General features: G+C 66.5%; 16 protein-coding genes. 14 read left to right on the top strand and 2 right to left on the bottom strand.

Features of this window, described 5'->3' with window-relative positions; translation table 11 throughout:
* Nucleotides 1-63 precede the first annotated feature (63 nt).
* The 11 genes from RTK35_RS25300 to RTK35_RS25250 all read left to right on the top strand — a co-directional run bounded on the left by RTK35_RS25300 (nucleotide 64) and on the right by RTK35_RS25250 (nucleotide 11947).
* Complete coding sequence (locus RTK35_RS25300) at nucleotides 64-1092, top strand: DUF6160 family protein (protein ID WP_316909281.1); 1029 nt, start codon at nucleotides 64-66, stop codon at nucleotides 1090-1092.
* A gap of 2 nt (nucleotides 1093-1094) precedes the next feature.
* A complete protein-coding gene (locus tag RTK35_RS25295; protein ID WP_044407842.1) occupies nucleotides 1095-2117 on the top strand; it encodes a hypothetical protein in 1023 nt (340 codons plus the stop codon).
* The gene (locus tag RTK35_RS25290) at nucleotides 2107-2703 is read left to right on the top strand and encodes a DUF6160 family protein (RefSeq protein WP_316909280.1); all 597 of its coding nucleotides are present in this window, start codon (nucleotides 2107-2109) and stop codon (nucleotides 2701-2703) included. Before RTK35_RS25295 ends, RTK35_RS25290 begins: the two co-directional genes overlap by 11 nt.
* A 15-nt stretch (nucleotides 2704-2718) precedes the next feature.
* The gene (locus tag RTK35_RS25285) at nucleotides 2719-5040 is read left to right on the top strand and encodes a DUF6160 family protein (RefSeq protein WP_316909279.1); all 2322 of its coding nucleotides are present in this window, start codon (nucleotides 2719-2721) and stop codon (nucleotides 5038-5040) included.
* 153 nt (nucleotides 5041-5193) lie between these two features.
* On the top strand, nucleotides 5194-6744 hold the full coding sequence (locus tag RTK35_RS25280; RefSeq protein WP_142014425.1) for a 2-isopropylmalate synthase: 1551 nt from the start codon (nucleotides 5194-5196) through the stop codon (nucleotides 6742-6744).
* Complete coding sequence (locus tag RTK35_RS25275; RefSeq protein ID WP_279812687.1) at nucleotides 6741-7547, top strand: energy transducer TonB; 807 nt, start codon at nucleotides 6741-6743, stop codon at nucleotides 7545-7547. The genes RTK35_RS25280 and RTK35_RS25275 overlap by 4 nt, the downstream gene beginning before the upstream one ends.
* Complete coding sequence (gene rimI, locus RTK35_RS25270) at nucleotides 7544-7996, top strand: ribosomal protein S18-alanine N-acetyltransferase (RefSeq protein WP_044407854.1); 453 nt, start codon at nucleotides 7544-7546, stop codon at nucleotides 7994-7996. Before RTK35_RS25275 ends, rimI begins: the two co-directional genes overlap by 4 nt.
* Nucleotides 7997-8110: 114 nt before the next feature.
* Complete coding sequence (gene can, locus RTK35_RS25265; protein ID WP_044407857.1) at nucleotides 8111-8755, top strand: carbonate dehydratase; 645 nt, start codon at nucleotides 8111-8113, stop codon at nucleotides 8753-8755.
* A gap of 3 nt (nucleotides 8756-8758) precedes the next feature.
* Nucleotides 8759-9667, top strand: a complete 909-nt coding sequence (locus RTK35_RS25260; protein ID WP_074973529.1) for a DMT family transporter — start codon at nucleotides 8759-8761, stop codon at nucleotides 9665-9667.
* A 394-nt stretch (nucleotides 9668-10061) separates the two neighbouring features.
* Entirely contained in the window at nucleotides 10062-11450 is a 1389-nt protein-coding gene (locus tag RTK35_RS25255) for an amino acid permease (protein WP_279862813.1), read from the top strand.
* A 125-nt stretch (nucleotides 11451-11575) separates the two neighbouring features.
* The gene (locus RTK35_RS25250) at nucleotides 11576-11947 is read left to right on the top strand and encodes a hypothetical protein (protein ID WP_208276471.1); all 372 of its coding nucleotides are present in this window, start codon (nucleotides 11576-11578) and stop codon (nucleotides 11945-11947) included.
* Between the two features lie 640 nt (nucleotides 11948-12587).
* Here the strand turns inward: RTK35_RS25250 and RTK35_RS25245 are convergent.
* A complete protein-coding gene (locus RTK35_RS25245; RefSeq protein WP_316909278.1) occupies nucleotides 12588-14366 on the bottom strand; it encodes an acyl-CoA dehydrogenase C-terminal domain-containing protein in 1779 nt (592 codons plus the stop codon).
* Nucleotides 14367-14566: 200 nt separating this feature from the next.
* Here RTK35_RS25245 and RTK35_RS25240 point away from each other — a divergent pair, with 200 nt between their 5' ends.
* Nucleotides 14567-15028 carry a hypothetical protein gene (locus tag RTK35_RS25240; protein WP_316909277.1) on the top strand — a complete coding sequence of 154 codons (462 nt, stop codon included), beginning with the start codon at nucleotides 14567-14569 and terminating at the stop codon, nucleotides 15026-15028.
* A gap of 82 nt (nucleotides 15029-15110) precedes the next feature.
* Here RTK35_RS25240 and RTK35_RS25235 read toward each other — a convergent pair whose 3' ends face one another.
* Nucleotides 15111-15275, bottom strand: a complete 165-nt coding sequence (locus RTK35_RS25235) for a hypothetical protein (RefSeq protein WP_316909276.1) — start codon at nucleotides 15273-15275, stop codon at nucleotides 15111-15113.
* A gap of 218 nt (nucleotides 15276-15493) precedes the next feature.
* Between RTK35_RS25235 and RTK35_RS25230 the strand changes: the two genes are divergently transcribed.
* Nucleotides 15494-15763 carry a helix-turn-helix domain-containing protein gene (locus RTK35_RS25230; RefSeq protein ID WP_165676758.1) on the top strand — a complete coding sequence of 90 codons (270 nt, stop codon included), beginning with the start codon at nucleotides 15494-15496 and terminating at the stop codon, nucleotides 15761-15763.
* Complete coding sequence (locus tag RTK35_RS25225) at nucleotides 15760-15975, top strand: hypothetical protein (protein WP_044403786.1); 216 nt, start codon at nucleotides 15760-15762, stop codon at nucleotides 15973-15975. The genes RTK35_RS25230 and RTK35_RS25225 overlap by 4 nt, the downstream gene beginning before the upstream one ends.
* The last annotated feature ends 44 nt before the right edge of the window (nucleotides 15976-16019 follow it).

Below are 16019 nucleotides of genomic sequence, written 5' to 3'. Positions count from 1 at the left end.
CAACACGGAATCGTGCCGCCCCCGGAGCGGCCCCGGATAACAAGAAAAGTGAGGGAACCCGCCATGCGTCCGTCTCGCAGTCCCTTCAGGGGCGCTGTCTTCCTGCTCGCCGCCAGCTTGCTGGCCACCGGTGCCCAGGCCCAGATGCAGGCCCTGGACGACGACCAACTCTCCACCATCACTGGCCAGGCCTTCATCAACCTGACCACCGACGCCAACGCCGGCATCAACTACACCCGCGTCAACTTCGGGGTGGACGTCGACACCCAGCTCAACATCAAGAAGCTCCAGCTCGGCCAGTACAACCGCGCCGGCGAAGCGGCCGGCTCGTCGGACATCCTGATCAACAATTTCGCCCTCGGCACCGTCAATGCCGACAACACCATCAACCCCTTCAAGGTCTCCAACCCCTTCGTCGAGTTCGCCTATTCGGGCAACCAGGTAGTGGGGGTGCGCATCGGCTTTGGCGAGGCCAAGGGGATTCTCTCGGGTGACATCCAGAGCCTGACCGGGAATATCCCAGTTCACATCAAGGGGACTGGAGAGGCCATTTACAACAAGGCGGATGTAGGGCAGAGGCTTGCGCTTTTCTTGGCCGGTGTTTACCGGTCCAGCACAGTCGAGGCTGATGCCAACCTTGTGAGCTCTGGCGGGACTGCGGATCCGGTCCGTGGAACGATGGCTGGTATCAAGAATGGAGAGGGACTCAACTGCACGGCGGGTTGTGCAGGAGGATGGACAGATGCGTTGCTGGGTGCATTTGCATCGAACAACTGCAGCATCCTGGGTATCCAGACCTGCTTCAACCTGTCCCAGTTCCAGTCTCTGCCGGTGGGCAACACGGCGGACATGAGCAGCATGCAGAACTCTGCCAAAGGCTTCTTCATCTCCCTGCAGACCCAGGATGTGGCCTGGCGCGACATGGACAGCAACGCCTTCATGACTGCCCTCAAGGGCGCCTTCATGAACATGCCCAAGTACCGGGACGCCAACGGCAATATGGTGTCGCCGATCAACATCGACTTCGACCAGGCGTTCAACGGCATCCCCCGCCAGGACACCTGCCTCGGCTCCGCCACCAAGGGGTGCTGACCATGCGCACCCTGGCCCTGTTGTCGTGCCTGCTGCCGGCCCTGGCAAACGCCGAGATGCAGGCCATGGACGATTCCGAGCTGTCCGCCGTGGACGGCGCCGGCATCGGCTTCGTGCTGGACAAGGTGATGCTCGACGCCAGCGGCGCCACCATCACCCTCAATGACATCACCAACGGCAGCGGGCAGAACGTGCCCATCGCCGTGAAGGAGTTCTACCTGGGGGCCACCGGGAGCAACAACGGCGCCAACCTCAACCCGGTGACCATCGGCCGGCTCGACCATCCCTTCACCCTCAACTTCGCCCGGGGCGAGTCGATGCGCACCCTCAACGATGCCGGGCAGTGGGTGCAGACCACCCCCAGCGGCATCTCGGTGCTGGAGTTCACCTTCCCCGAGCGCCTCACCAGCGGCGGGTCGGCCTGCATCAGCGGCTACAGCACCGGCGGCAACACCTGCTCCAGCCGGGCCAGCGAGAAGGTCGACCTGGGCATCCGCTTCGACTTCCAGGTCGCCGCCGGGCGCACCGACGTCATCAACCTCGACATTGCCGAATTGGCCATGGACGGTTCCTACTTGCGCCTCTGGGGCGACAAGGTGAAGAACCAGATGGTCGGCGAACTGCGCCTTAACGTCTTCGCCAAGAGCATCCAGCTCATGTCCTGCGCAGCCGGCACCACCAACTGCACCACCGCCCAACAGCAGCGCGACCGCACGCTCTTCATGAGCGGCGCCTACGCCACCGTGGCGCTGGGCTACGGCAAGAGCCAGCCGCTGCTGTTCGACGTCAGCAGCAACGGCCAGTTCGTGCTGGAGCTGCAGAACCCCACCGCCTCCGGCACCACCGCCGCGCAGAAGCAGGCCCTGGCCGACGACTTCTACGCCAACGCCCCGCGCACCAGCATCATCATCAACAACCTCAAGTCCGGCACCGGCGACCCCGCCACCGGCGGCTACAACTTCGGCTACAACGAGATCGGCGGCCTCAGCATCAACTACCTGAAGGTGACCAGCCATGACCTCTAGGACCCGTCTGCTCACCCTGGCCCTGCTGCTTGCCTGCGCCGGCGCCCAGGCCGAACTCAAGCCCCTGGACGACGCCGACCTCAGCGCCACCAGCGGCCAGGGCGGGGTCTACCTCTCCGGCGAGTTCAGCATCAACAAGGCCGGCGGCGTGCTGTGGAACACCCCCGCCGGCAACAACCCCGCGCAGTGGACGGTCAACGAACGCAGCTGCGCCACCGCCGGTGCCAGCACCCCCGAAGCCTGCGGCATGCGCGTCGCCATCCGCACCGAAGCCAACGGCGGCTGGTACGTGCTGGACAACCTCAAGGGCGTGTTCAGCTTCGAGGGCCTGACCCTGCGCACCCGCGCCATCAACGACGCCAGCGCCGGCTTCAACCAGGACGTGATCGAACTGGGCCTGCCCAACAACGTGCGCTTCAAGGACGGCAGCTTCGCCTTCGCCGTCGCCAACCAGGGCGGCTGGCGCAACAAGGCCGGCACCGTCGCCAACGGCGGCGACGCCACCTACCAGCAGACCAACATCTTTTCCGCCCGGATCGACGGCAGCATCCGCATGCAAGGCAGCGTGCTGGTGTTCCCCAAATAGAAGAAGGAGCAGGCGATGCGTGCAGTGGCGTTGTTCGCGGTCCTCCTCAGCCCCCTGGCCCAGGCCATGCAGGCGCTGGACGACTCCGCGCTCTCCGATGTCAGCGGCCGGGACGGCATCACCCTGGAAACCACCACCGGCACCTGGTCCGCCAGCTCCATCAGCTACCAGGAGGACGGCCAGAGCCTCAACCTCAAGGGCGTCAGCAACCAGGCCCGCACCGGCGCCACCACCACCTCCACCACCCAAGTGGACGTCACCGGCGGCCGCCTGCAGGTGCAGCACCAGGGCGGCGCCCGGGTCATGAACGTCAACAGCGTCGAAATGGGCGGCAGCACCCGCAGCTTCGGCGGCCTGCGCGCCTTCTACACCCTCGGCGGCGTGCTCAAGCTCAAGGGCGGGGGCGCCAGCGGCGTCACTGGCATCTCGGTGGACGACAGCCGCCTGTCGCTCTCCGACGTCACCTTCTATTACCGCGACAACGGCTACGACCTGGTGGTGAAGGGCATGAGCCTGGACGCCTACCTGAACAACGCCTACCTCGACATCGTCAGCGGCGGCGACGGCCAGGCCGTCAAGCTCGACCTCGGCAACTCGCGCGTCGTCGCCGCCATCGGCGGCATCGGGCTCGACCTGGCCAGCGGCGACCCCACGGCCAGCCCCGTCACCCCGGATGCCCCCGACCTGCGCGGCCCCGGCGCCGACAAGAGCTTCGGCAAGCTCAACATGGACCTGCGCCTGGGCGGCACCGTCAGCGTCTCCAGCGGCGGCGCCAGCGGCTCCGGCCTGCGGGTGCGCACCGACGTCAGCATCAGCAACAGCCTGTTCCAGTACCAGGACGAAGGCATCCTCCGCGCCGAGAACTTCTCCGGCACCCTGCGCAGCCTCAACGGCCTCACCCTCGACCTGGTGCAGGACGCCAACGGCAGCTTCGTCCAGATCGCCTTCGCCGACCTCAAGCTCAACGCCACCCTCGGCGGGCTGATCCTCGGCAACCCCACCAACCAGAAGCTCGGCAGCCTCGGCATCGACCTCAACTTCGTCGACGACGGCAGCCGCCGCAACAGCATCGCCCTGCGCCCGGGCGGCGACCCCAACTCCGGGCTGACCGGCCTCACCGCCGACCTCAGCTGGAACATGGCCAACAGCGCGGTCTCGCTCACCGATAACGGCAACAGCATGTGGTTCAGCGGCCTGCGCACCTACGGCAGCGGCCAGCTCACCCTCGACATCACCCGCAGTTGCGCCGGCGGCGCCGCCACCGGGTGCTACGCCGGCACCCAGAGTGACATGAGCAAGGGCAGCTACAACGGCCACTTCGACGGCCTGCGCCTGGGGCTCAACAACCTCAAGGGCAGCTACAGCTTCGACGGCCTGCGGGTCGGCAGCGCCAACGCACCCCTGCAGGGCGGCACCGAGTTGCTGGTGCTGATGGAAATCTTCCCGGCCTACGACTTCACCCTCAACGGCCAGATCACCCTCAAGCCCGGCGGCCTGGTGGGCGACGGCATCGGCTACAACGCCGACTTCGTGGTCAGCGACGCCCGCGCCGCCATCACCGTGGACGAAACCGGCAAGGGCCTGTGGCTGTCCGGCACCCGCTACGACATGCACTTCCGCGACGGCACCGTGGACGTCACCAGCAACGGCGTCGAGCTGCGCAAGGGCACCTACTGGTCCAACCTCGACGTCTCCGACCTGCGCTGGGGCGACCGCGCCACCGGCGCCAGCCTCGGCCGGCTGGTGCTCAAGCGCTACGAACAGGGCTCCACCCTGGCCCTCAGCTCCGGCGGGGCCGGCGCCCTCTGCGTGGGCGGCAGCGGTTCCACCGCCAGCGCCTGTTCCTCCAGCGGCGGCCGCTGGGAAGACCGGGGCAACGAAGGCGTCTCGGTCAAGCTGAAGAACGTCTTCGTCCGCGACACCACCATCGACAGCTCCGTCAACGGCGTCGCCACCGACGAGAAGCGCAACCAGATCATCCTCGAGACCGACCGCGTCAACGGCGTGAACGGCAGCGGCGCCCAGCTGGTTGTGGATAACTTCTACACTTCCGACGGCGACCCCAAGAACCCCGACGCCAACACCTACGGCTTCAACGCCGACCTCAACCTGGACGTCGCGCCCACCAAGGTCTGCACCAAGAACGGCAGCAGCTGCACCCCCGTCACCCCCGACCCGCTGGGCTTCGCGGTGAACGGGCGCGTCCACTTCAAGGAAGTGGACATCGACCGCGTCCAGCACGTGCACCCCACCGGCGGGGCCGTCACCTCCATGTACGGCGTCAAGCTGCAGAACGCCGACATCCGCGCCAACCTCACCGCCACGCCGATCAACTGAGCCTGTACGGCGGCGCCCCTGTGCGCCGCCCGCGCCTTCCCGCCCCGCGCGTTTCGCGCCACAATCCGCCATCCGTCGTCGCGGCCACGAGCCGCGGCGTCATTAGCCAGCGCTCGGCCGCACCCCCGGCGGGACAAGAGGAGAGTGACCACAATGAACAACAACGATCGCGTCATCATTTTCGACACCACCCTGCGTGACGGCGAGCAGAGCCCCGGCGCCTCCATGACCCGGGAAGAGAAACTGCGCATCGCCAAGGCCCTCGAGCGCCTGCGGGTGGACGTGATCGAGGCCGGCTTCGCCATCGCCAGCCCCGGCGACTTCGAAGCGGTCAAGGCCATCGCCGACAGCATCAAGGACAGCACCGTGTGCAGCCTGGCCCGCGCCGTCGAGGCCGACATCGAGCGCGCCGCCGAAGCCCTCAAGGGCGCCAACGCCGGGCGCATCCACACCTTCATCGCCACCAGCCCCATCCACATGCAGTACAAGCTGCGCATGCAGCCGGACCAGGTGGTGGAGCAGGCCGTGCGCGCCGTGCGCCATGCCCGCAACCTCTGCGCCGACGTGGAGTTCTCCTGCGAGGACGCCGGCCGCTCCGAGATCGACTTCCTCTGCCGCATCATCGAAGCCGCCATCGACGCCGGCGCCCGCACCATCAACATCCCCGACACCGTCGGCTACGCCATCCCGCACCAGTACGCCGAGACCATCCGCCAGCTGCTGGCGCGCATCCCCAACGCCGACAAGGCCGTGTTCTCCGTGCACTGCCACAACGACCTGGGCCTGGCCGTCGCCAACTCCCTGGCCGCCGTCGCCGCCGGAGCCCGCCAGGTGGAATGCACCATCAACGGCCTCGGTGAGCGTGCCGGCAACGCCGCGCTGGAAGAGATCGTCATGGCCATCAAGACCCGCGCCGACGTCCTCGGGGTGCACACCGGCATCGACACCCCGCACATCCTCAGCACCTCGCGCCTGGTCTCCAGCATCACCGGCTTCCCGGTGCAGCCGAACAAGGCCATCGTCGGCGCCAACGCCTTCGCCCACGAGTCCGGCATCCACCAGGACGGCGTGCTCAAGCACCGCGAAACCTACGAGATCATGTCCGCCCAGTCGGTGGGCTGGCACACCAACAAGCTCTCCCTCGGCAAGCTCTCCGGCCGCAACGCCTTCCGCACCCGCCTGGAAGAGCTGGGCATCCACCTGCCCGGCGAGACTGAGCTGAACGAAGCCTTCGCCCGCTTCAAGGCCCTGGCCGACAAGAAGCACGAGATCTTCGACGAGGACCTCCAGGCCCTGGTCTCCGACACCCTCGGCGAAGAAGCCCCCGAGCACTTCCGCCTGGCCTTCCTCGAAGTCACCTCGCGCACCGGGCAGATCCCCGAAGCCCGCGTGGTGCTCAGCATCGACGGCCAGGAGCAGGAAGCCCGCGCCCAGGGCTCCGGCCCGGTAGACGCCGCCTTCAAGGCCATCGAAAGCCTGGCCCGCTCCAGCGCCAGCCTGCAGCTGTACTCCGTCAACGCCATCACCCAGGGCACCGATTCCCAGGGCGAAGTGACCGTGCGCCTGGAAAAAGCCGGACGAATCGTCAACGGCAACGGCGCCGATACGGATATAGTGCTCGCCTCCGCCAAGGCCTATCTCAACGCGCTGAACCTCATGCAGGCCGGCGTACGCAAAGCCCATCCACAGGTAGCTGACGTTTGATCCCAGAGCTTCGCCGCCGCGCATACCTCGACGCCATGCAGGTCGCCACCTGGCTGCCGCGCACGGCGCTGCCCTTCGCCGCCCCCTCGCGCCCCGAACTGCTGGTGCTGCCCGAGCCCCTGCCCACGCCGGAACCGGTCCGCCCCGCGCGCCCGGAACCGGCGGTCGCAGCCGTCGTGGCCGAACGCACCGAAGCCCCGGCAGCGCCCCGGCCGAAGATCGAGGTGCCGCGCCCGGGCAGCACGCCCCGCGTGGCCGTGCCCGAGCCGGCGGCGGAGCCCGAGGTGGATGCACCCCAGCCGGTGAAGGCCGCCCCGGTGGCCCCGCCGCGCTTCGCCCTCCAGCTGTTGCGGGCCGGTGCCTGCCTGCTGCTGGTGGAGCTGCCCACCGGGGAAGGCTTCCAGAGCCGCGACCCGGCCTACCTGCTGCTCAAGGACCTGCTGCGCGCCGCCGGCCTGCCGGATGCGCCGCAGCTCATCGGCGAGCCGATCCGCTGGCCGCTGCTGGCCCGCGGCAACATGGACCAGGGCCCGGACGCCGCCCGCGACTTCCTCCAGGGCTTCCTCGCCGCCCGCCTGGAAGAAGGCCCGGCCTGCGCCTGCCTCTGGCTGGTGGGGCTGCCCGCCGTGCGCTTTGCCGGCGAAGCCGACGCCGAGGCCTTTGGCCGCGAACTGCAGATCGAAGGGCTCTGTGCCGCCTGGGCCGTGCCCGGCCTGGAACTGCTGATGGACGAACCGCACCGCAAGGCGGACCTCTGGCGCGCCATGCGCCGGGTCATGCGCCGCTGGAACAACGCTGAATGACCGATGCCGTAACCTTCCGCCCCATGACCGAGGCGGACCTCGACGCCGTACTCAAGATCGAATACGCCGCCTTCAGCCACCCCTGGACGCGCGGCATCTTCGCCGACGGCATCAAGTCCTATGACTGCTGGCTGATGTTCGAAGGCTCCCAGCAGGTCGGCCACGGCGTGATCAACGTGATCATCGACGAAGCGCACCTGCTCAACATCACCGTCAAGCCGGAAAGCCAGGGGCGCGGCCTCGGCCTGCGCCTGCTGGAGCACCTGATGGACCGCGCCCGCGCGCTCAACGCCCGCGAATGCTTCCTCGAAGTGCGCGCCAGCAACGAATCGGCCTACCGCCTCTACGAGCGCTACGGCTTCAACGAAGTCGGCCGCCGCCGTGGCTACTACCCGGCCGTTGGCGGCCGCGAAGACGCCCTCGTCATGGCCTGCACCCTGCTCGACTGACCGCGCGCCCATCCTTCCCAGCCGTCACGCTCCCGGGCCGGCCGACTCGGCATCCAGCCTTGTCAAAGCCGGCCCCCCTCCGTAAGGTGCGCCGGCCAACGGAGGAAAAGCACCATGAGCGACCTGCAGCAGCTGCTGGACAACAACGCCCGCTGGGCTGAACGCATCAAGGAAGACGACCCCCAGTTCTTCGAGAAACTGGCCAAGCAGCAAGCGCCCGAATACCTGTGGATCGGTTGCTCCGACGCCCGCGTACCGGCCAACGAGATCGTCGGCATGTTGCCCGGCGACCTGTTCGTCCACCGCAATGTCGCCAACGTCGTCCTGCACACCGACCTCAACTGCCTGTCGGTCGTCCAGTACGCCGTGGACGTGCTGCGGGTGAAGCACATCCTCGTCACCGGCCACTACGGCTGCGGCGGTGTGCGCGCCGCCATGCAGGATGCCCAGTTCGGCCTGATCGACGGCTGGTTGCGCAGCATCCGCGACCTCTATTACGAGCACCGCGACCATATCGCCCAGTTCCCCACCGACGAAGCGCGGGTCGACCGCCTCTGCGAGCTGAACGTCATGCAGCAGGTGGCCAACGTCAGCCACACCACCATCGTCCAGAACGCCTGGCACCGTGGCCAGTCGCTGTCCGTGCACGGCTGCATCTACGGCATCAAGGACGGCCTCTGGAAAGACCTCAACGTCACCGTCAGCGGCATCGACCAGTTGCCGCCGCAGTACCGCCTGCGCCCCCAGGGCGTGCGCTGACCCATGAACCGCACACACGCCCCGGCGCTCGCCTGGGCCGGCCTGGTATTGGCCAGCGCCTGCTGGGCCGGCAACGCCCTGGTGGCCCGCGCCTTCCATGACGACATCCCGCCCTTCGCCCTGACCTTCTGGCGCTGGAGCGTCGCCCTGGTGCTGCTCCTGCCCTTCATCGCCAAGCCCCTGTGGCAGCACCGTGCCGCCCTGCGCCGCGCCGGCTGGCGCCTGCTGGTGGTGGCCGCGCTGGGCATCTGCACCTTCAGCGTGCTGATGTACTTCGCCGCGCGCACCACCGTGGCCATCAACCTCACCCTGCTCAACACCTGCCTGCCCCTGGCCACCTTCATCGGCGCCGGGGTGCTGCTGGGGGAATGGCCGGCCCGGCGCGCCTGGGGCGGCATGGCCGTCGCCATCCTCGGCCTGCTGGTGCTGATCGGCCAGGGCAGCCTGGCCACCCTGGCCGGCCTGCGCTTCAACCCCGGCGACCTGATCATGCTGCTCGGCGTGCTCGACTGGGCGCTCTACACCCTGCTGCAACGGCGCTGGGCCGCCTGGTTCCAGGGCATCCCCCCGCTGGTGTTCCTCGGCGCGCTGATCCTCTGCGGCGTGCCCATGCTGCTGCCGCTGTACCTGCTGGAGATCGCCAGCGGCCAGGGCTTCGCCCCCAGCCCGGCCAACCTCGCCGCCATCGGCTACACCGGCACCTTCGCCTCGCTGATCGCCTACCTGCTGTGGAACCGGGGCATCGCCGTGCTCGGCGTGGCCAAGGTGTCGCTGACCAACTACCTCATGCCGGTGTTCACCGCGCTGCTGGGCTACCTGGTGCTCGGCGAGTCCCTGCAGGGCTACCACTGGCTCGGCGGCGCGATGATCTTCGCCGGCCTCCTGCTGGGCACCCGGCCCAAGCTGCGCTGACCCGCGCGCCGGCCTGCGACACCACAACGCAGGCTGGCCAGAGGCTTTCTGGCGAAACGGCCAGGAATCGCGGCTTCCCCGTCGATCCCGGGTCAGAACGGGCGTACCAGCCGCGCTATTCCTGTCAATTCGTCGTATCGAAGACATTTTCACTGCGCTGTATAGTCCGCGCAGCAGATTCAGCTGTTTTAACCCGGAAGCCGATTGGCAAGTTGCCCCCCGGCACACCCCCCTATACAACAGCCGGCCGTCCGAGCCTGGCCGACAGGCATGCCCTGTGGCCCCGGACGTCCTCTGCTCCCGCCCGCCCAAACCGGGCCCGCGGGAAACGAGAGCGCCCGCCGGGTTACCCCCTGGCGGGTGTCAGCCCTTTTACAAAAATAAGAGGTTCTTCATGTCCAGCAGCGATCAACTGCACCGCGGTTTGGGTGAACGACACATACGGCTCATGGCGCTCGGCGCCTGCATCGGTGTCGGTCTGTTCCTGGGATCGGCCAAGGCCATCCAGATGGCCGGCCCCGCCATCATGCTCTCCTACATCATCGGCGGCCTCGCCATCCTGGTGATCATGCGCGCCCTCGGCGAGATGGCCGTGCACAACCCCGTGGCCGGCTCCTTCAGCCGCTACGCCCAGGATTACCTCGGCCCGCTGGCGGGCTTTCTCACCGGCTGGAACTACTGGTTCCTCTGGCTGGTGACCTGCGTCGCGGAGATCACCGCCGTCGCCATCTACATGCAGATCTGGTTCCCCGACGTGGACCGCTGGATCTGGGCCCTCCTGGCCCTGGCGAGCATGGGCACCGTCAACCTCATCACCGTGCGCGCCTTCGGCGAGTTCGAGTTCTGGTTCGCCCTCATCAAGATCGTCACCATCATCGCCCTCGTGGTGGCCGGCGCCGGCATGATCCTCTTCGGGATCGGCAACGGCGGCATCGCCACCGGCATCAGCAACCTCTGGACCCACGGCGGCTTCATGCCCAACGGCGTGCAGGGCGTGCTCATGTCCCTGCAGATGGTCATGTTCGCCTACCTCGGCGTGGAGATGATCGGCCTCACCGCCGGTGAAGCGCGCAACCCGCAGAAGACCATCCCCGACGCCATCAACTCCGTGTTCTGGCGCATCCTGCTGTTCTACGTCGGCGCGCTGTTCGTGATCATGTCCATCTACCCGTGGAACGAGATCGGCACCCAGGGCAGCCCCTTCGTCATGACCTTCGAACGCCTGGGCATCAAGACCGCCGCCGGCATCATCAACTTCGTGGTCATCACCGCCGCCCTCAGCTCCTGCAACGGCGGCATCTTCAGCACCGGCCGCATGCTCTACAGCCTCGCCCAGCACGGCCAGGCCCCGCGCGCCTTCGGCCGTACCTCCGGCAATGGCGTCCCGCGCAACGCCCTGCTGCTGTCCATCTTCGCCCTGCTGCTGGGCGTGCTGCTGAACTACCTGGTGCCGGAGAAGGTGTTCGTCTGGGTCACCTCCATCGCCACCTTCGGCGCCATCTGGACCTGGGCCATGATCCTGCTCGCCCAGATGAAATTCCGCCGCAGCCTCAGCCCCGCCGAACAGGGCAAGCTGCAGTTCAAGATGTGGCTGTTCCCCATCAGCTCCTACCTCGCCCTGGCCTTCCTGGTGCTGGTGGTGGCGCTCATGGCCTTCTTCGAAGACACCCGCATCGCCCTCTACATCGGCCCGGCCTTCCTCGTACTGCTGACCGTGCTCTTCAAGGTGTTCAAGCTCGGCAACCAACCCGACGCCCACCTGACCAGCAACCCCGCCTCCTGACGGCCCCCCCACAAACACCCCGCCCCGGCGGGGTGTTTTTGTTTGGGGCGGTTGGGTGTAGAACACCCACGCGATAAATGAAGCGGTGCCATGAAGCCGGGCGCAAAACAGGGGAGGGAGACCGGATGAGCAAATTGGGATGCAGCTGCGGGCATGTGATTGTGGATCAGACCGACTCGCTACCCTACAAGGCCGAATTGCTGCGCGCTGACCGTGAAGAGATGTTCTACGACCGGGTAGAAGCGCTGTTCGCCAGCATGAGAATTGCCATGGCTGAGGGGCGGCTATCCGAGCTGGTGCATGAGGCGTATGGCAGCTGTCTTAAAGAGGACGACTTCTTTATCGAAAAGCTGTCTAGCTTGACCTGCGAACTCTTCACGACGATGTACGAGTGCGAGGCGTGTGGTCGCCTGTGGGTTCAGCGACCGAATGACCCACATTTCATCTCGTACTCGCCGGATGGAGGAAAGCCTCAGAGAATCCTGTCTTCGGAATGATGGTTTGTCTGTTTCAAGGGCTCAGGTCGACACCCGACAAGCCATCGCCGGTGGATCGATAAAGCGCGATCCACCCTACGGGGTGCGCCTTCACCCATGGGCGCGGCCCGATCACTCCCCGACCAATCGCAAATAATTTCGCCCCCACAAACCGGCACATCGCCTCTCGGGGCGTAGGGTGGATGGCGCTCTTTCCATCCACCAATGGCGTTCGACACGGCCCCATGACGCACCCCATGGGAGCGAACTCATTCGCGATGCTTTTCCTGCCCACCATGGGCATCCGGTATGGCTCCGTTGGTGGATCGATGAAGCGCGATCCACCACGGTGTGTGCCTGTACGAATGGCAGTGGGCCGGCACGTTGTCCCTCGTAGCCCGGGCTTCAGCCCGGGAACGGCGCTGACCATTCCCGCCCCATCGCGAACGAACTCACTCCCATAAACCGGCACATCGCCTGCTCGTGGGATGCGGTGAGCTCGGCGAACCGCATCGGTCCCGATCGGTGTTGGCCGGTGGGCTGAAACCCGCCCTACGACGGCCCAGCCGGCCCACGGGCCGACCAAATTCCGGGCAAAAAAAAACCGGCAATCAAAAAAGGGAGGGATTGCCGGCGTGCGCATACGGAGGGGGAGGGTTGGCTATGCGGCGAACTCGTCCTCGTTGAACGCCATCAGGGATGCTTTGCCTGCCATCACCTCGGCCAGCAGGCCGTCGGTCTCGGTCAGGGTTCGGGTCATGTAGAAGTCGGCGGACTTCAGCTTGGCGCCGTAGAAGGTCTTCTCCTCACTGCCGGCGTCCAGCTTGGCCTGGGCCACCTGAGCCATGCGGGCCCACAGCCAGGCCAGCGCGGTCAGCGCGAACAGCCGCAGGTAGGGCGTGGCCGCAGCGCCGGCCTGTTCCGGGTCCTTCATGCCTTCGGTGGCCAGCCACATGGTCGCCTGCTGCAACTGGCGCAGCGCCTTGTCCACCTTGGCCACGTGGGCCGCCTCGGGGTTGGCCTTGAGCCACTCACCCACCAACTGGAAGAAGCCACGCACCGCACGGCCGCCCCCCAGGGCCAGCTTGCGGCCCACCAGGTCCAGCGCCTGGATGCCATTGGTGCCCTCGTAGATACGGGTGATGCGGCAGTCCCGCACCAGCTGCTCGATGCCCCAGTCCTCGGTGAAGCCGGAGCCGCCCATCACCTGCAGACCCTCGTTGGCGCAGGCGAAACCCTCATCGGTGAGGAAGGCTTTCACCACCGGCGTCAGCAGCTGCACCAGATCGTCCGCCTGCTGGCGCACCTCGGCGTCCGGGTGGTTGTGGGCGATGTCCTGATGCAGGCCGGTGAAGTAGGCCAGCGCGCGGCTGCCTTCGATCATCACCTTCTGGCGCAGCAGCATGCGCCGCACGTCCGGGTGCACCAGGATCGGGTCGGCCGGCTTGTCCTGTGCCTTCGGCCCGCTCAGGGAGCGGCTCTGCAAGCGCTCACGGGCGAAGCCCAGGCTGATCTGGTAGGCGTTCTCGGCAATGCCTAGGCCCTGCATGCCGACCATCAGGCGGGCCGAGTTCATCATCGTGAACATGCAGCGCAGGCCCTTGTGGGGCTCGCCGATCAGCCAGCCCTTGGCACCCTCGAAATTCATCACACAGGTGGCCGAGCCCTTGATGCCCATCTTGTGCTCCAGCCCCCCACAGAACGCCGGGTTGCGGCCGCCATCGGCGAGGAACTTGGGCACCAGGAACAGCGAAATCCCCTTCACCCCGGCCGGCGCGTCGGGCAGGCGGGCCAGCACCAGGTGGACGATGTTCTCCACCAGATCGTGCTCACCGCCGGTGATCCAGATCTTCGTGCCGCTCAGCGCGTAGCTGCCGTCCGCCTGGGGTTCGGCGCGGGTGCGGATCAGCCCCAGGTCTGTGCCGCACTGCGGCTCGGTCAGGCACATGGTGCCGGTCCACTCACCGCTGATCAGCTTCGGCAGGTAGGCCTCCTGCTGCTCGCGGGTGCCGTGGGCGGAGAGCGCATTGATGGCGCCGTGGGTCAGGCCCGGGTACATGCCCAGCGACAGGTTCGCCGAGCACACCATCTCCTCCACCATCATGTTCAGCACGTGGGGCAGGCCCTGGCCGCCGAACTCGGTGGGGCAGGCCAGCGCCGTCCAGCCGCCTTCGGCGAACTGGCGGTAACCCTCGCGGAACCCGGCGGGCGTCTTCACCGCGCGGGTCGCCGGGTCGTAATGACAGCCTTCCTTGTCGCCCGAGCTGTTCAGCGGGGCCAGCACACCCTCAGCCAGGCGCGCCGCCTCTTCGAGGATCGCGCTGCCCAGGTCCGCGCCGAATTCCCCTTGGGACGGCAGCGCCTGCAGGTGCGAATAGGCGTCGAGTACTTCATCGAACACAAAGCGCATGTCGCGGAGCGGCGCGCGGTAGGCCGGCATGGTCGAGTCCTCTAAAGCTGTACATTCAGTAAATTTGTATAGCTTTTCTACTGCTGCGTATAAGTTTGCGCAAGAGGCTTGTACAACTTTTTCCCACCGGGGGGATGACCGGCCAGTTCCGCTTTCAGCGCCCCGGCAAGCCGCCATGGCCCGCCAGGCCCCGCGCCCTGTAGGCTTCGCCCACCCGCAAGGAGGCCTCGATGAAACGCGCGTTAGGGATCACCTCACTCACCCTGGCACTCGCCGCCAGTGCCGCAGCCGCCGGCTACCTCTACCTCACCCAGGTGCCCCGCCTGGCCTACCCCCTCCAGCGCCTCGACGGCTGGGCCCTGAGCGATGGCGGCTCGTACGGGCTGGAGGTGGTGGATGCCGAGGGCCGTATCGTCCTGCTGGGCATCCAGGCCACCGCCCTCGATGTGCCGGTGGAGCGCTACCCCGCCTTCATCGGGCGGCCGTTGTTTGGCCTGCCCCTCACCGTCACCGCCGGCCTGGGCAGCACCCTCGAACGGCAGATCGATGCACTCGCCCACGAAATCGCCCGCAGCGGGCTGGATGAAGCGCGCTGGCACCAGGCCGAGGCCACCTTCAGCCGGCGCGAACAGCCCTACGCCTTCGCGTGGTCCTTGCATGAGCAGTTGGCCGCGCGCAGCGGGGGAGGGTAGGCGTGAAGCCGGGGGATCAGGAGAGGAAAGGGCCCGGCGCCGCATAGCGTGGGGCACCGGGCGGGGAAGATAAAAGGCGGCGCTAGGCCTGGGAGGGCGGGGCGATCAGACCGTCGTGTTCGGGGCTGCTCTGTCCCATTTCTGGCGCAATTTCCCCGGTGATTAGCCACCAGCGGTAGGCCGGGAAGAGCTTGCAGAGCTCTTCTACCTCAACCGTGCTGACCCGAATGTCCTTGTTGTACAGCACGGTTCGCCACCGGTTTGAGCCGATGGGCGTCTCACGGACCAGGCGATCCATGCCAATGATTGAAGCTAGTGTCCTGACGCGCTCGGCAATATTACTCATTTGTTACAAATAAATAGATCAAATAATTTGAAAAGCGCGAATTCTCGCCCTATGGTTATTTCAAATAGTTTGAAACGAACTATTTGATAGAAAATCTTGAGGAGTATAGGGCAAGAACTATGGAACAGTCTGGAATAGTGGGGCTTTCCTATGAAGGGAATCCCATGCGTATCACCACCTTCCGCGATGCACCGTTCTGCACGCAGCTCGTCCTGGCTGAAATGTTGGGTCTCGGAGAGATCACTGAGGACGTGGTGCGCGGCTGGGTCGAGAGCAACACCATCCCCACCGTGAAGATCGGCCGGCGCCGCGTCATCAACCTGCACCGCATCCGCCTCGACCTGGAGAGCGGTAAAACAGTGTTCAGCGCGGGGGACTACGCCCAATGAAAGCCATCAACGTTCAACTGCGCCTGCTCCTCAAGGCCATCCGCTATTCCGACTCGGAACGCGCGCTCGCCTACTACATCCGCATGGGCGGCTACCTCGACGCCCTGCAGGACACAAACACCTTCGACACCACCGAAATCAAGCGCCTCGACCGCCTCGCCTTCAACGCCTACAACCAGCGCACCAACCGCCATAACCGGGAGCTCATATGAACAAGGCCGTTCACCCCCAGCAGGCGCGCCCCGCATTGCGCCTG

Source organism: Pseudomonas sp. zfem003, assembly GCF_032621675.1.
Lineage (GTDB): Bacteria > Pseudomonadota > Gammaproteobacteria > Pseudomonadales > Pseudomonadaceae > Metapseudomonas > Metapseudomonas otitidis.
This window is presented reverse-complemented; position numbering and strand designations above follow the sequence as displayed.

Bases quoted from the DNA above. Each gene is read 5' to 3' on its own strand.
- RTK35_RS25230 (WP_165676758.1), top strand. From the start codon at position 15,494: ATGGAACAGTCTGGAATAGTGGGGCTTTCCTATGAAGGGAATCCCATG.
- RTK35_RS25280 (WP_142014425.1), top strand. From the start codon at position 5,194: ATGAACAACAACGATCGCGTCATCATTTTCGACACCACCCTGCGTGAC.
- RTK35_RS25255 (WP_279862813.1), top strand. From the start codon at position 10,062: ATGTCCAGCAGCGATCAACTGCACCGCGGTTTGGGTGAACGACACATA.
- RTK35_RS25285 (WP_316909279.1), top strand. From the start codon at position 2,719: ATGCGTGCAGTGGCGTTGTTCGCGGTCCTCCTCAGCCCCCTGGCCCAG.
- RTK35_RS25240 (WP_316909277.1), top strand. From the start codon at position 14,567: ATGAAACGCGCGTTAGGGATCACCTCACTCACCCTGGCACTCGCCGCC.
- RTK35_RS25250 (WP_208276471.1), top strand. From the start codon at position 11,576: ATGAGCAAATTGGGATGCAGCTGCGGGCATGTGATTGTGGATCAGACC.
- can (WP_044407857.1), top strand. From the start codon at position 8,111: ATGAGCGACCTGCAGCAGCTGCTGGACAACAACGCCCGCTGGGCTGAA.
- rimI (WP_044407854.1), top strand. From the start codon at position 7,544: ATGACCGATGCCGTAACCTTCCGCCCCATGACCGAGGCGGACCTCGAC.
- RTK35_RS25295 (WP_044407842.1), top strand. From the start codon at position 1,095: ATGCGCACCCTGGCCCTGTTGTCGTGCCTGCTGCCGGCCCTGGCAAAC.
- RTK35_RS25300 (WP_316909281.1), top strand. From the start codon at position 64: ATGCGTCCGTCTCGCAGTCCCTTCAGGGGCGCTGTCTTCCTGCTCGCC.
- RTK35_RS25290 (WP_316909280.1), top strand. From the start codon at position 2,107: ATGACCTCTAGGACCCGTCTGCTCACCCTGGCCCTGCTGCTTGCCTGC.
- RTK35_RS25245 (WP_316909278.1), bottom strand. From the start codon at position 14,366: ATGCCGGCCTACCGCGCGCCGCTCCGCGACATGCGCTTTGTGTTCGAT.
- RTK35_RS25225 (WP_044403786.1), top strand. From the start codon at position 15,760: ATGAAAGCCATCAACGTTCAACTGCGCCTGCTCCTCAAGGCCATCCGC.
- RTK35_RS25260 (WP_074973529.1), top strand. From the start codon at position 8,759: ATGAACCGCACACACGCCCCGGCGCTCGCCTGGGCCGGCCTGGTATTG.